The sequence below is a fragment of the Pseudomonas sp. 21LCFQ010 genome, from assembly GCF_024129905.1.
Taxonomy (GTDB): Bacteria; Pseudomonadota; Gammaproteobacteria; order Pseudomonadales; family Pseudomonadaceae; genus Aquipseudomonas.
Genome location: NZ_JAMYDZ010000016.1, coordinates 119,570 through 132,480, shown reverse-complemented (window position 1 = coordinate 132,480; position 12,911 = coordinate 119,570). Strand labels below are relative to the sequence as shown.

Here is a 12,911-nt window from a genome sequence, read left to right as displayed (position 1 = left end):
TAACGCGGCGTAGAAGCTCGGCTTTTTCGGCTTCAGACAAGACAATGACAGTCGCTGGTCGGCCCATATAAATGCTCAGCTCTCACGAGTGGGTTTCAAATGAGCATAGACCATATTTTCATTGGTACTTGTGAAACACCACACTAGTGACAGCTCGGGGTAGGTCCCGAAGCCCATGTTGATGCGTTTTTTGGTCACCGGTTCGCGGTAATTGAAATTCCACAGCAACGAGCCGTTGCTGCGTACGCGGAGCTGCAAACCGTCGCCGTCGGTGAGGACGTAATCCTTGGACGCCGGTTTGACTCCCTTGAGTTGTCGGTCGGAGAGACGGAGGGCTGGAGCAGGCATGAGATCTACCTCAGGCGCTGTTTGGGTATTCCAGAGATTAACCCCGGAGGGGCTGGAATACCACTTGGAATACCTGAACGGTCAGAACTCGGCGGGTGCCAAAAAACCTAAGAAGCGCTGAAACCCTTGATTTCACTAAGTTTCAGGCACAAAAAAAGACGTCCGTGGACGTCTTTGTTTGATCATTTGGTGGAGCCGGGGGGATTTGAACCCCCGTCCGCCAGTACTCCGCTGTCGGTCCTACATGCTTAGCCGTGTCTATTAAGTTAACCCTCAGCGACCCGACGGGCAGGGTGCATTGGGCGAGTTGTGTAAGTTTTAGCCACGTCGTCCACAACGTACTAGGCGGCGATCCTGTTCTGTATGACAATCATTTCGGGTTTACAGGCATCCCCTGATGATTGCTGGAGCCGAAGCTACCAGAAGAGCTAGTCGCGCCGCTTACGCAGCGAGAGCGTAGCCCTCGTAGTTTTCGTCATTGGCAACTATAGAAAGTTGCAACAGTGGATTTACGACTTCTGTTACCAAGTCGGCATGCACCTAAAGTTTCATCACCGGCGTCGAATCCTAATCGGCCCCGTGACTACGTTCAGGTAGTCAGTGGGGCGCAGTGTACGCCTAATGGCGCTTCACGTCGACCCGCTGTGCGGGCTACCTGGCAATTATTTGGCGCCCTCGCTGCCGGAGCCAATTTTTTTCAGGTCGGTCATCGCTTTGTCAGTCAGTTCGATGCATTTTTTCTCATCGTTCGCGGCCTTGGCGGCCCGAGCATCGGCTTCGGTCTTCTCCAGCGATGCCTTGACTTCCGGGCTCAGGTTGGAGTTGGTAGACACCTGCGCATCCTTGATACTTTGCAGGTTCACGTCGCAGAGATTTTCGGCGGCGAAGACTGGGGAAGCCAACAGTGCAGCGCTGAGGAACAGTCCTGTAAATGCGGTACGTTTCATGTGTCTCTCCTTTAGCCTGTGGACTCGGTATGGCCGGGGTCGTGAGGGCCGCTGCCCGAGGTTGCGAAAAGCCATCCCGTGCAGGGGGGCTTAAAGGATTGACTATGAGGTTTTGCAGGGGTTCTATTTATTTTTCTCGGCGAACAGAAAGTCGAAAACAGGGTGAAATGCACTAAAAAGAGGCGATAGGTCGCTAACCTCGCTGGGCATCACGCAAACGTGGTTCAGTGATGTCCCAGCTATTTATTGAGGTCAGCGGAGTCATCGCGTCCGTGGCTGTGTCACCCGATCCACCAGGTAAACCAGGCTGTGATAATCAATCCCTGAGTGGTGCGACAGCCCAATCTCACAGGTGCGGCTGGTGGAGATGCCTTCGCTGCAGTACTGCACAGCGTTCTTCAACGGGCGTAGCGAGTGAGCATTGAGTTCCGGGTGAGTGAAGCCCTTGTCGCCGGCAAAGCCGCAGCAGTGAATGCCCTCCGGAATCACTACGTTGACGCTGCACAACCGGGCCAGGTCGATCAGCGCCTGGCTTTCGCCCAGATGCTGGGTGCTGCAGGTGACATGCACTGCCACCGGTTCCTGCTGTGGTGTAAAGGTCAGTTTGTCCAGCAGGTGGGTACGAATGAAGCGCACCGGGTCATAGAGGTCCAGGCGGCTGTCCTTCAGGCTTTCGATCAGGCGCAGGGTACAGGGGCTGGTGTCGCAGTAGATCGGGTCAAGCCCGCCGCGACTGGTCTTGAGCAGTGTCTTGATCAGCTCATCGCGCTTTTCGTCAGCCTTGGCGGTATAGCCTTTGGAGGCGAACGGCTGGCCGCAACACAGGCTGTCAGCATCTTCCGGGAACACCACCTGATAGCCGGCCTTTTCCAGCAGCCTGCGCGTTTTGTCCAGTAGCGAGGTCTGTTCCCGATCGCTGGCGGCCGGGCCCATTACTCGCGAGACGCATGCGGCCAGGTACACCACTCGCGGCCGTTGATCGTCGAGCGGCGGTGTGAAGCGGATGGCCTGTGCTGGCTGCGGCATGGCGGCTGTCCACTGTGGTACGCGGCCGGCGGAGGCTGTGTGCAGCGCTGCCGAGATTTTTGCCATACGCGGCGCACCGAGCAGTCTGCGGGCCCCGTCGGCCACTCGCAGGGTAAAGCGTGCGCCCTGCAAGGCGATCTTGAAGTGCTGCGCTATCCAGTCAGCGGTTTTGTCATGGCTGGCCTGTTCGGCGCGCAGTTTCTTGACCAGCTCACCGGTATTGATGCCTACCGGGCAGCGCTGGGCGCACAGTCCGGTGGCGGCGCAGGTATCGATGCCCTGGTACTGGTAACCCTGCTCCAGCGCGCGGGTATCTTCGCCGCGGCGTTTTCTCGCTTGAATGTCACGCCACATGACGATGCGCTGGCGAGGGCTGAGGGTCAGTCCTTTGGACGGGCACACTGGTTCGCAGAAGCCGCATTCAATGCATTTATCGACAATTTCGTCGGCTGCCGGCATGGGTTTGAGGTGCTTGAGGTGAATGTGCGGATCGTTGCTCAGCACCACGTCCGGGTTGAGGATGCCGTTGGGGTCGAGCAGGTGCTTGAGTTGCCACATCAGTTGATAGGCGTCGCTGCCCCATTCTTTCTCGACGAATGGCGCCATGTTGCGGCCTGTGCCGTGTTCTGCCTTGAGTGAGCCGCCGAACTCGACAGCAACCAGCTCGGCGACGTCATCCATGAACGCCTGATAGCGTGCGACTTCTTCATGGCTGTTAAAGCCCTGAGTGAAGACAAAGTGCAGATTGCCCTCCAGGGCATGACCAAACAGGATGGCCTCATCGTAATGATGCTTTTCAAACAGGGCGATGAGTCGACGTACGCCAGCGGCCAGTTGTTCCACTGGAAAGGTAACGTCCTCGATGATGACCGTGGTACCGGTCTGGCGCACGGCACCGACAGCAGGGAAGGTGTCTTTGCGAATTGCCCATAGCCGGGCATTGTCCTGTGGGTCTTCGCTGAAGTCGACTTGTTGCTCCACTGCAAACGGCGCCAGCGACGCCATGATCTGCGCCAGCTGTTCATGCAGCAGGCTCTGGCTGGCCGCGCGGGCCTCGATCAACAGCGCGCAGGCGTTTTCCGACAGCTCGCGCACGAAGGCCGGCATACCCGGTTTGTCCTGGACCGAGCGCATGCTGCGCCGATCGAGCAGTTCCACGGCGGCCACTGGCTGCTGTTTGAGGACGCTGACGGCGTTGCAGCAGGTCTCAACGTCCGGGAACACGATCAGCGCCGAAGCTTTATTTGGGTGGTCGGGCACGGTGTTATAAGTCACCGCACTGATAAAACCCAGAGTGCCTTCGCTACCCACCAAAAGATGGCTGAGGATATCCAGTGGCTCGTCGAAATCCACCAGGGCGTTGAGAGACAGCCCGGTGGTGTTTTTCAGACGGTATTTGTGACGGATTCTGGCCGCCAGTTCGCTGTTGTTGCGGGTTTCGCGTGCGAGGCTGGCCAGTTGCTCCAGCAACTGCGCGTGGCTGTTGCGAAAGGCGGCGACGCTGGCAGGGTCTTCGGTGTCCAGGCGGGTGCCGTCGGCCAGCACCAGGCGGATGCCGGCCAGCGTGTGATAAGTGTTTTGCGCGGTGCCGCAGCACATGCCGCTGGCGTTATTGGCGACGATACCGCCGATCTTGCAGGCATTGATCGACGCTGGGTCCGGACCGATCTTGCGGCCAAAGGGGGCCAGCCAGGCATTGGCTTGAGCACCAATCACGCCGGGTTGCAGGCGGATCTGGCTGCCCTGTTGACGAATCTCGCGGCTGTTCCAGTTATCGCCCAGCACCAGCAGCACGCAATCGCTGATTGCCTGACCAGACAGACTGGTGCCCGCCGCACGGAAGGTCACCGCAACCTTATGGGCCTGAGCCAGTTGGAGCAGCGCCACGACTTCGTCTTCGGATTCAACCCGTATCACCAGTTTGGGGATCAACCGATAAAAACTGGCGTCAGTACCGAAAGCCAGGGTCGAGAGCGGATCATCGAAGCGGCGCTGTTCGGGAATCAACAATTGCGCCTGGCGTAGAAAGTTGGCGGGCAGGGTCATGCGTCCTCCAGGATCAGCACCACCAGGTCCTTGGGACCATGGGCGCCGTAGGCCAGCACTTGTTCGATATCGGCGGTTTTGGACGGGCCGGAGATCAGCAGCGCATTGGTCGGCATGTCGTTCGCCCATTGCTGTTGCTGCTGCGCCTGGTACAGGTTGTCGTGGATCTGACTGGCTTTGAGCAGAGCAAAGTGCACCGGCGGCACCAGGCTCATCAGTCGCGGCTCTTCGCGGGTAGGCCAAAGGATCAGGCTGCCGGTCGCGGCGATCGCGCCCAGTGTGCCGGTCACGCTGGCGGCCGTATCGTCGAATAGCTCTTTTTTCCAGGCTTCTATCGGTTTGTCATAGGCCTTGAGCGGCGCCAGGCCGGGCTGCTGCGCCCAGTGTTCGCGAATCCGTTGCCCGTGCAGTGTCCCCGGAGCGATCAGCAGGTTGGGCAGTTGCCGCTCGCTGACCAGTTGCGCCAGGCGTTGTGGCCAATCGTGCTCGCGGCACAGATGGATTTCGGTATGTACCGCTTCCATCAATTGGCGCAGGCGCGCGAGCCGGGTCTGTGCGGTATAGCTCCATGGCCCGGTCACTGTTGCTTCATTGAAATGATCGGCAATCGGTTGAGTGCCTTCCAGGCTACGGCGCAGCTTGGCGAGAATAGTGTTTCTGGCGTTCATCAGGTGTCTCTCTTCTGCCGGGCCTGGTGCTCGCGGGCCAACTCATGCAGTGACCGGGCCGCGGGTTTCGGAGCGCTATGATGCTGCGTCCAGGGGCCGAGGTTAGCGGGCATCAAGGCGCGCAGGCGGGTGGCGAGAAAGCGGAAGGCCCGGTACAGCGCTGGCGAGCGGTTGAGCACCGACCAGGCGTTCCAGATCAGCCGCTCTTTACGTGAGTACTTGCGGCCCTGGTCGCGCATCACCGGGTTGGGTGCATCCGGCGCTTTGACGTTCTCTTCGCGCAACCGGCGCAACAGTGCCGGAATCGGAATCTTCACCGGGCAGACCTCACCGCAGGCTCCGCACAGCGACGACGCGCTGGGGTGGTCCGGTACTTTATTCAGGCCGGCCATGTGTGGGGTGATGATCTTGCCGATCGGGCCAGGGTAGACCTCGCCATAGGTATGCCCGCCGACCCGGGTATACACCGGGCAATGGTTCATGCACGCGCCGCAGCGGATGCAGTTGAGGGTCTGGCGCAGCTCGCTGTCGGCAAAGGCCTGGCTGCGGCCGTTATCCAGCAGTACCAGATGGACTTGCTGCGGGCCATCGAGCTCATGAGCCTTGCGCGGGCCAGAGATCATGTTCACGTAGGTGGTGATCGGGATGCCCAGTGATGAGCGAGTCAGTAGCGACAGCAGTGGCACGGTGTCGCGCAGGTTCTCCACCACCTTCTCTATGCCGGTGACCGCGATATGCACGGGCGGCACGCTGGTGACCATGCGGCCATTGCCTTCGTTTTCGACCAGCAGCAGGGTGCCGGTCTCAGCCACGGCGAAGTTGACGCCAGACACGCCGATGTCGGCTTCGAAGAACTTCTGGCGCAGCACCTTGCGGCCAATCTGAATCAACTGGTCGACATCGGTGGTGTAGTCGACGCCGAGCTTCTCATGGAACAGCGTGCCGACCTGGCCGGCATTCTTGTGGATGGCCGGCATGATGATGTGCGAGGGCTTCTCGTGAGCCATTTGCACGATGTATTCGCCCATGTCGGCTTCCAGGCATTCGATGCCTCGCTCAGCGAGGAAATGGTTCATTTCCATTTCTTCGCTGACCATCGATTTGCCTTTGATCAGTTGCCGGGCTTCATGCGCTTCGACGATGGACAGCACGATGGCATTGGCTTGCTCGATGGTTTCGGCCCAGTGCACCTGAACGCCGTTGCGGATCAGGTTGTGTTCCAGTTGCTCCAGCAGATCAGGCAGTTTCGACAGCGCGCGGGCACGGATGGCATTGCCCAGCTCGCGCAGCTCTTCGCGTTCGTCAGCGTCGCTGAACGCTGCGGCGCGCTTGGTCATCAATGAATCCATGGCGCGGCGAAAATTGCCGCGCAGTTGACTGTCGCCAAGTGCCTGACGGGCGCGGTTGGGGAAGTCGGGGTTGAGCTCTACGGCCGCAATACGATTGTGCGCGGTCATGAGCGGCCTCCGGTGCGCTGCCAGAGAAAACTGGCCAGATGCATGCCGTGCAGCGATGCTTGCTGCTTTTCCAGTGCCCCGTTGATATTCATCAAGCAGCCGCAGTCGGCCGTGATGACCTGGTCGGCGCCTGAGTCTTTCAGTGCCTGGGTTTTGTCGGCCACCATGGCCCCGGAAATGTCCGGCATACGCACGCTGAATGTGCCGCCAAAGCCGCAGCATTCGCTTTCATGCGAGTGTTCGACACGCTCGACGTTGCCCAGTTGGCCAAGCAGTTCACGGGCATGCAGATGGGTGTTCATCTCCCGGCGTGCCGAGCAGGATGTATGCAGGGCGATCCTGATCGGCTGGCCTTGGTCATCGAAGCGCACCTTGCAGACATGCAGCAGGAATTCGGTCAGTTCATAAGTGCGCGCGGCAAGATTGCGCACTTTTTCCAGCATCGGCGGCTCGTCCTTGAACAGCTCTGGATAATGCTCACGGAACATGCCCGCGCACGAGCCAGACGGCACGACTACCGGGTCGCTGCCTTCGAACAACTGCACCTGAGCCCGGGCGACTTGCCGGGCCTGCTCAGTGTAGCCACTGGTGTAGGCCGGCTGGCCGCAGCAACTCTGGCCCTGTGGGTAGTTCACCTGGATACCTTCGCGCTCAAGCAGGTGAATGGTGTCCATGCCCGCTTGCGCAAAAAACAGGTCGACCACGCAGGTACCGAACAGGTACACCCGTTGTGGCTTCTGATCAGGGTACTGGCGTGGTGCATGGCGCGGCGCCAGCCGCGTGGCGTTGGGGGCGGCGTTATAGAACAGTTCGTTCATCAGGTGCTTCTCCGGGTGGACCCGGTTATCGAAAGCTGGCGCCCGCCATCACGACGGCGCCAGGGTTTACGGATTGACCGCGACTCAGTGCACCAGCATGCCGGTGAACCAATACGCTTGCGCATAGGTGATGATCCCCACCAGGGTGGCAAAGAACAGGCTGTGCTTGAGGGTGAAGCGGAACAGGTCCGACTCCTTGCCGACCAGGCCGGTCGCTGCGCAGGCCACGGCAATGGACTGTGGCGAAATCATCTTGCCGGTGACGCCGCCGCTGGAGTTGGCGGCGACCATCAGCACATCACTGACGCCGGTCTGGTGCGCTGTGGTGGCTTGCAGGGAGCCAAACAGGGCGTTGGCAGAAGTATCCGAACCGGTCAGGAATACCCCCAGCCAACCCAGAAATGGCGAGAAGAACGGAAAGGCCGCACCGGTGCCGGCCAGTACCAGCGCCAGTGTCGAAGACATCCCCGAGTAGTTCATGACGAAGGCGAACGCCAGCACCATGCCAATCGATACGATTGCCCAACGCAGCTCAATCACGGTCTCTTTGAAGGTGGTCAGACCAATCCTGGCGCTGATGCGCAGCACGATCATCGAGATGATGGCCGAGAGCAGGATGGCGGTGCCGGAAGCGGCAATCAGGTCCAGCTTGTACACCGCCGGCATGGCGGTTGCCTTGGCCACGATTGGCGTGCCCTTGATCACCATCTGATCAAGAAATGGCACGGCGGTGTTGATGGTCCATGCCTGCAGCGGGCCACCGGTAGCGAACAGCGCCTTGAAGGGTTTGAGCGTCCATACAGTGACCATCGCAGTGAGGATCAGAAATGGCGACCAGGCTTTGAAAATCTGCCCCAGGGTGTAGGGCGACGGCGTACGTGACGGGGCCGGGATATGACCTCCACCGCCCAGTACGGCGGTGCCGCCACCGCTGCTGATCACTGCGTCAGTGGCGCGCTGCGGCTGCCAGACCTTGAGGAACAGGGTCAGGGAAATGATGCTGACCAGTGCCGAGGTGATGTCTGGCAGTTCCGGGCCGATGAAGTTCGAGGTCAGGTATTGGGTGACGGCAAAGCTGAAGCCCGCCACGAACGCGGCCGGCCAGGTTTCCTTGACGCCGCGTACGCCGTCCATGATGAACATCAGCCAGAACGGCACGAAGATAGACAGGAACGGCAGCTGGCGACCGGTCATTGCGCCGATCTTGAAAGCGTCGATGCCCGAGACCTGGCCGGCAACGATGATCGGGATGCCGAGCGCCCCGAACGCCACCGGCGCGGTGTTGGCAATCAGGCACAGGCCGGCGGCGTATAGCGGGTTCAGGCCCAGGCCCACCAGCAAGGCGGCAGTGATTGCCACAGGCGCACCGAACCCTGCCGCGCCTTCAAGAAAGGCGCCGAAGCAGAAGCCGATCAGCAGCACCTGCAGGCGCTGGTCGTCGGTGATGGTCAGTACCGAGCTGCGGATGATCTCGAACTGGCCGCTTTTGACGGTCAGCTTGTAGAGAAATACCGCTGCGACGATGATCCAGGCGATCGGCCACAGACCGTAGGCAAAACCGTAGCCCGCCGCAGCCAGTGCCATGTCGACCGGCATCTGGAAGGCGAAGATCGCCACCAGCACCGACAAGCCCAGCGTGATGCTGCCAGCAATGTGGCCTTTGAGACGGAACACCGCCAGGGCGAGAAAAAAGAAAATGATCGGGATCAGCGCAGCGGCGGCGGATAAGCCCAGGCTGCCCAAGGGGGTATAGAGTTGTTGCCAGGTTTGCATTGGGTTGGCCCCTAGTTGTTTTTGGTTAGGCCCGGTGTCCGGTGGCGTACGTGCCTGATTCAGGCAGGTGGTCGTAGCGTCCCGTGCACCAGCTCAGGCCTTTCTGGTCGGGAAAGGTCCAGCGATGTACGTGCAGTTGGTTACTTATATAGCTCTTGGTTAATTGGTAAGACCAATTTACAAGGTCTGGTTGCTAGGGTAGAAGCCTTACCGGGGATGTGTCAATTTGCTCTTTTTGCGACTTTGGTCTGAATCAGCCCGGCAGCAGTACAGCAATGGTTCAGTGACAGCCATGCGGCAGATGCCTAAGGTGCTCGGATCGGCCAGAATAGACGGGCCCGATAACGAGGTCGGGAAGGTGGAGTGAGGGTTATGGGCTTTGGTCAAGTACGGCAACGCCGTTTGTCGGACGATATTGTCGAGCAGCTGGAAAAAATGATTCTGGAGGGCACGCTCAAGGCCGGCGGTCGTTTGCCTGCCGAGCGCGTGCTGGCTGAGCAGTTTGGTGTTTCACGCCCATCCCTGCGTGAGGCCATTCAGAAACTGACAGCAAAAGGGCTGTTGATCAGTCGTCAGGGCGGCGGTAATTACGTGGCGGAAAATCTGGGCTCGACCTTCAGTGATCCGTTGTTGCAACTGCTGGAAAGCAGCCCGGACGCGCAGCGCGACCTGCTGGAGTTTCGGCATACTCTGGAAGCTTCATGCGCCTACTACGCAGCGTTGCGGGCTACCGATCTGGATCGCGAGCGGCTGCGCCAGGCATTTGATGCTCTGCAGGATTGTTACGCCAGGGCTGAACAGGAGGGCGGTGTCGAAGAGGCCGCTGCCGATGCCAATTTCCATCTGGCGATTGCCGAGGCCAGCCACAACGCGGTGTTGCTGCACACCATTCGTGGGCTGTTCGACCTGGTGCGGCGTAACGTTGTGATCAATATCGGGGGCATGTATCAGCAGCGCAGCGAGACCCGCGACATGCTTATCGCGCAGCATCGTGAGCTGTATGAGGCGATTATCGAAGGGCGCGCCGAGGATGCGCGAAGTGTTTCAAGTCGCCACCTGATGTATGTCCAGGAGGTGCTTGAGGAGGTGCGTCAGCAGGGAGAGCGGGCGGCGCGAGCCGAGCGGCGGCATAACCTGTAGGTTACGCCGAATGCCCGCGATAGCCTGTCGCGGGCTTCGCGGGGTCAGTCTTCCTTGCCCTTGTTGCGCACGGCACGTTGCAGTTCGCGGTTGGAATCGCGTTCGCGCTCGGTGTCGCGTTTGTCGTATTCCTTTTTGCCTTTGCCCAGTGCGATTTCGCACTTGATCATGTGCTGTTTCCAGTACAGCGACAAGGCAACGCAGGTATAGCCCTTTTGCTGTACAGCGGCGAACAGCCTGTCGAGTTCGCGGCGGTTGAGCAGCAGCTTGCGAGTGCGCGTCGGGTCCGCGATGACATGCGTGCTGGCTGTCTTGAGGGGGGTGATATGACTGCCCATCAGCCAGGCTTCGTCGTCCTTGAGCAGCACATAGCTGTCAACCAACTGTACCTTGCTGGCACGCAGGCTTTTTACTTCCCAACCGGACAGGACCAGACCGGCTTCGAACTTGTGTTCGATGAAGTAATCGTGACGCGCTTTTTTATTCTGCGCGATGGTCCCTGTAGGGTGCTTTTTGAGTTTGGCCATAGGGGCCGCATTATAGGCAGTTGCTGCGTTGTCGGCTATGGGCAAGGCGTGTGCTTGAGCGTGATGATCGAATCCCGGACAATGCGCGCTCTTTTTACACCGTGTAACGTGGCGTATCGCATCTGAGCGGCCCACGACTCAGGCGAAAAGGTGATGAGGCGCTGGCGTCCGATCCTGTTACCCTGACTTTCATTCTTGAGGCACCAGAGGGTGCCGTTCGGCATTCATATGCCGCTCAGTTTTGGAAAAGATGCTGACATGACTACGCATATTCAACGTTCGGCACTGTTGCCGTATCCAGCCCGGTTTCTTTATGACCTGGTCAACGATGTGGCTCGCTATCCCGAATTCTTGCCTTGGTGTGCCGCGGCACTGGTGCACGAGTCCAGCGACACCGAGATGCGTGCCAGTCTTGAAATCGCCAAAGGCGGTCTGAGCCAGAAGTTCGTGACCCGCAATACCCTGATACCAGGTGAGTCGATTGTCATGGACCTGGTCGAAGGGCCCTTCAGTCAATTGCATGGTGTCTGGACTTTCAAGTCGCTGGGCGAGAAAGCCTGCAAGATCAATCTGGACCTGTCGTTCGACTATGCCGGGCCACTGGTGCGTGCCACCCTCGGGCCACTGTTCAATCAGGCAGCCAATACCTTGGTCGATGCATTCTGCCAGCGGGCGAAACAGCTGCATGTCTGAAACCCCGATTGAGATCGAGGTGGTGCATGCAAGTCTTGAGCGTCAGGTCATGTTGCGCGTCAAGGTGGCTGCTGGCACCACGGTTCGCCAGGCATTGCAGTCAAGCGGCATCGGAGCGATTTTTCCGGAGCTTGAGCTGGAGTCTTGTGCGGTGGGGGTCTTTGGCAAACTGATCAGCGATCCTGACTGTCGCGTCATGGAGTCGGGGGAGCGTATCGAGATCTATCGACCGCTATTGGCTGATCCGAAGGAAGTGCGGCGGCTGCGTGCTGCCAAGGCTGAAAAAGCGCGACCGAAGAAGGGGCGGGCCTGACTTCAGTTCCGGGCCGAGAAAATATCTGGATAAAAAAATGCCCGGCTAACCGGGCATTTTTGCTTAACGCGCTGGTGCTTCCAGCGGTTCCTGTTCAGGGACTGGCGTTGTCTCGACGCTATCGACCTCTTTCTGAATCTGGTCAAGCATCGAGCCTGGGCGAGCGGGCTGTTCAGGTGGCGTCTGCGGCTGGCTCTGCACCGGCGTCACGCTGGTGTCACTGCCTTGGCCAAGGATGGCCTCGTCACGGCTGACACCCGGCATGAAGTCGCCAGACAGGCTGACCAGTTGATCATTGCCGTTGAAAATCAGGCTGATGCGTTCCTGTTGGCGTTCACCGCCGCCGGGTTGCAGGCTATACAGATAATCCCAGCGATCGGTGTGGAATGTATCGACCAGCAACGGGTTGCCCATGATAAACCGTACTTGCCGCCGGGTCATTCCGGGGCGCAACTGGTCTATCATATCCTGCGTGACGACATTTCCCTGCTGGATGTCGATTTTATAAACCCCGGGGAACGAGCAACCGGCGAGTGCGAGCAGTCCCACAAGTGTGAAACTGGTTAGCAAGAGCTTGGTGTTTTGCATCGGTGGGCGACTTCCACTATCTTGGCTGGGTCAACAAACCCCGATCATACCTGCATTAAGAGAAGCTGCGAAGCAGCGTCTGCGAGAAAGCTGACCATGGTTGAAAATAGCGAACTACGTAAAGCAGGACTCAAGGTGACCCTTCCACGGGTCAAGATCCTTCAAATGCTCGATTCTGCCGAGCAGCGCCACATGAGTGCCGAGGATGTCTATAAGGCTCTGATGGACGCCAGTGAAGATGTCGGTCTGGCCACGGTTTACCGTGTTCTGACCCAATTCGAAGCGGCAGGTCTGGTGGTGCGCCACAACTTCGACGGCGGTCATGCGGTCTTCGAACTGGCAGACGGCGGCCACCACGACCATATGGTCAATGTGGACTCCGGTGAGGTCATCGAATTCTTCGACGAAGAAATCGAAGCCTTGCAAAAGGCCATCGTTGAGCGTCACGGCTTTGATCTGGTCGATCACAATCTGGTGCTCTACGTGCGCAAGAAAGCCTAAACCTTTCTTCGTACAGCAAAAAAGGCCCCTTGCTGATTCGTTCGGCAAGGGGCCTTTTGGTTTTTT

General features: G+C 59.1%; 12 protein-coding genes, 1 other RNA gene and 1 pseudogene. 4 read left to right on the top strand and 10 right to left on the bottom strand.

All coding sequences use genetic code 11. The features are described 5' to 3' along the window. Positions 1-144: 144 nt before the first annotated feature. The 8 genes and pseudogenes from NJC38_RS18590 to NJC38_RS18555 all read right to left on the bottom strand — a co-directional run. A pseudogene (locus NJC38_RS18590) lies at positions 145-348 on the bottom strand (integrase arm-type DNA-binding domain-containing protein); the annotation flags it as partial. 187 nt (positions 349-535) lie between these two features. Then, positions 536-927: a transfer-messenger RNA gene (gene ssrA / locus NJC38_RS18585) on the bottom strand. Between the two features lie 83 nt (positions 928-1,010). Next, a complete protein-coding gene (locus NJC38_RS18580; protein WP_045487655.1) occupies positions 1,011-1,295 on the bottom strand; it encodes a hypothetical protein in 285 nt (94 codons plus the stop codon). Positions 1,296-1,556: 261 nt separating this feature from the next. Then, the gene (locus NJC38_RS18575) at positions 1,557-4,367 is read right to left on the bottom strand and encodes an FAD-binding and (Fe-S)-binding domain-containing protein (protein ID WP_253116402.1); all 2,811 of its coding nucleotides are present in this window, start codon (positions 4,365-4,367) and stop codon (positions 1,557-1,559) included. Next, entirely contained in the window at positions 4,364-5,035 is a 672-nt protein-coding gene (locus NJC38_RS18570; protein ID WP_253116399.1) for a lactate utilization protein, read from the bottom strand. Before NJC38_RS18570 ends, NJC38_RS18575 begins: the two co-directional genes overlap by 4 nt. Further along, complete coding sequence (locus NJC38_RS18565) at positions 5,035-6,492, bottom strand: LutB/LldF family L-lactate oxidation iron-sulfur protein (RefSeq protein ID WP_253116397.1); 1,458 nt, start codon at positions 6,490-6,492, stop codon at positions 5,035-5,037. Before NJC38_RS18565 ends, NJC38_RS18570 begins: the two co-directional genes overlap by 1 nt. Further along, positions 6,489-7,310 carry a (Fe-S)-binding protein gene (locus NJC38_RS18560; RefSeq protein ID WP_253116394.1) on the bottom strand — a complete coding sequence of 274 codons (822 nt, stop codon included), beginning with the start codon at positions 7,308-7,310 and terminating at the stop codon, positions 6,489-6,491. Before NJC38_RS18560 ends, NJC38_RS18565 begins: the two co-directional genes overlap by 4 nt. 84 nt (positions 7,311-7,394) lie before the next feature. Then, positions 7,395-9,083 carry a lactate permease LctP family transporter gene (locus tag NJC38_RS18555; protein WP_253116393.1) on the bottom strand — a complete coding sequence of 563 codons (1,689 nt, stop codon included), beginning with the start codon at positions 9,081-9,083 and terminating at the stop codon, positions 7,395-7,397. A 372-nt stretch (positions 9,084-9,455) separates the two neighbouring features. Between NJC38_RS18555 and NJC38_RS18550 the strand changes: the two genes are divergently transcribed. After that, entirely contained in the window at positions 9,456-10,223 is a 768-nt protein-coding gene (locus NJC38_RS18550) for an FCD domain-containing protein (RefSeq protein ID WP_045487674.1), read from the top strand. A 44-nt stretch (positions 10,224-10,267) separates the two neighbouring features. On the opposite strand, the gene smpB is transcribed toward NJC38_RS18550, so the two are convergent. After that, positions 10,268-10,750 carry an SsrA-binding protein SmpB gene (smpB, locus tag NJC38_RS18545; protein WP_045487678.1) on the bottom strand — a complete coding sequence of 161 codons (483 nt, stop codon included), beginning with the start codon at positions 10,748-10,750 and terminating at the stop codon, positions 10,268-10,270. Positions 10,751-11,008: 258 nt separating this feature from the next. On the opposite strand from smpB, the gene NJC38_RS18540 reads away from it, so the two are divergent. Then, positions 11,009-11,443: a type II toxin-antitoxin system RatA family toxin gene (locus NJC38_RS18540; RefSeq protein ID WP_045494304.1), complete on the top strand. Its 435-nt coding sequence runs from the start codon at positions 11,009-11,011 to the stop codon at positions 11,441-11,443. Next, on the top strand, positions 11,436-11,756 hold the full coding sequence (locus NJC38_RS18535) for an RnfH family protein (protein WP_253116390.1): 321 nt from the start codon (positions 11,436-11,438) through the stop codon (positions 11,754-11,756). The genes NJC38_RS18540 and NJC38_RS18535 overlap by 8 nt, the downstream gene beginning before the upstream one ends. A gap of 63 nt (positions 11,757-11,819) precedes the next feature. Here the strand turns inward: NJC38_RS18535 and NJC38_RS18530 are convergent, their stop codons facing one another. Continuing rightward, positions 11,820-12,344, bottom strand: a complete 525-nt coding sequence (locus tag NJC38_RS18530; RefSeq protein ID WP_045487686.1) for an outer membrane protein assembly factor BamE — start codon at positions 12,342-12,344, stop codon at positions 11,820-11,822. A gap of 96 nt (positions 12,345-12,440) precedes the next feature. On the opposite strand from NJC38_RS18530, the gene fur reads away from it, so the two are divergent. Beyond that, on the top strand, positions 12,441-12,845 hold the full coding sequence (gene fur / locus NJC38_RS18525) for a ferric iron uptake transcriptional regulator (RefSeq protein WP_045487688.1): 405 nt from the start codon (positions 12,441-12,443) through the stop codon (positions 12,843-12,845). The last annotated feature ends 66 nt before the right edge of the window (positions 12,846-12,911 follow it).

Coding starts and splice junctions, on each gene's coding strand:
- fur (WP_045487688.1), top strand. CDS start 12,441: ATGGTTGAAAATAGCGAACTACGTAAAGCAGGACTCAAGGTGACCCTT.
- NJC38_RS18565 (WP_253116397.1), bottom strand. CDS start 6,492: ATGACCGCGCACAATCGTATTGCGGCCGTAGAGCTCAACCCCGACTTC.
- NJC38_RS18580 (WP_045487655.1), bottom strand. CDS start 1,295: ATGAAACGTACCGCATTTACAGGACTGTTCCTCAGCGCTGCACTGTTG.
- NJC38_RS18550 (WP_045487674.1), top strand. CDS start 9,456: ATGGGCTTTGGTCAAGTACGGCAACGCCGTTTGTCGGACGATATTGTC.
- NJC38_RS18560 (WP_253116394.1), bottom strand. CDS start 7,310: ATGAACGAACTGTTCTATAACGCCGCCCCCAACGCCACGCGGCTGGCG.
- NJC38_RS18530 (WP_045487686.1), bottom strand. CDS start 12,344: ATGCAAAACACCAAGCTCTTGCTAACCAGTTTCACACTTGTGGGACTG.
- smpB (WP_045487678.1), bottom strand. CDS start 10,750: ATGGCCAAACTCAAAAAGCACCCTACAGGGACCATCGCGCAGAATAAA.
- NJC38_RS18575 (WP_253116402.1), bottom strand. CDS start 4,367: ATGACCCTGCCCGCCAACTTTCTACGCCAGGCGCAATTGTTGATTCCC.
- NJC38_RS18540 (WP_045494304.1), top strand. CDS start 11,009: ATGACTACGCATATTCAACGTTCGGCACTGTTGCCGTATCCAGCCCGG.
- NJC38_RS18555 (WP_253116393.1), bottom strand. CDS start 9,083: ATGCAAACCTGGCAACAACTCTATACCCCCTTGGGCAGCCTGGGCTTA.
- NJC38_RS18535 (WP_253116390.1), top strand. CDS start 11,436: ATGTCTGAAACCCCGATTGAGATCGAGGTGGTGCATGCAAGTCTTGAG.
- NJC38_RS18570 (WP_253116399.1), bottom strand. CDS start 5,035: ATGAACGCCAGAAACACTATTCTCGCCAAGCTGCGCCGTAGCCTGGAA.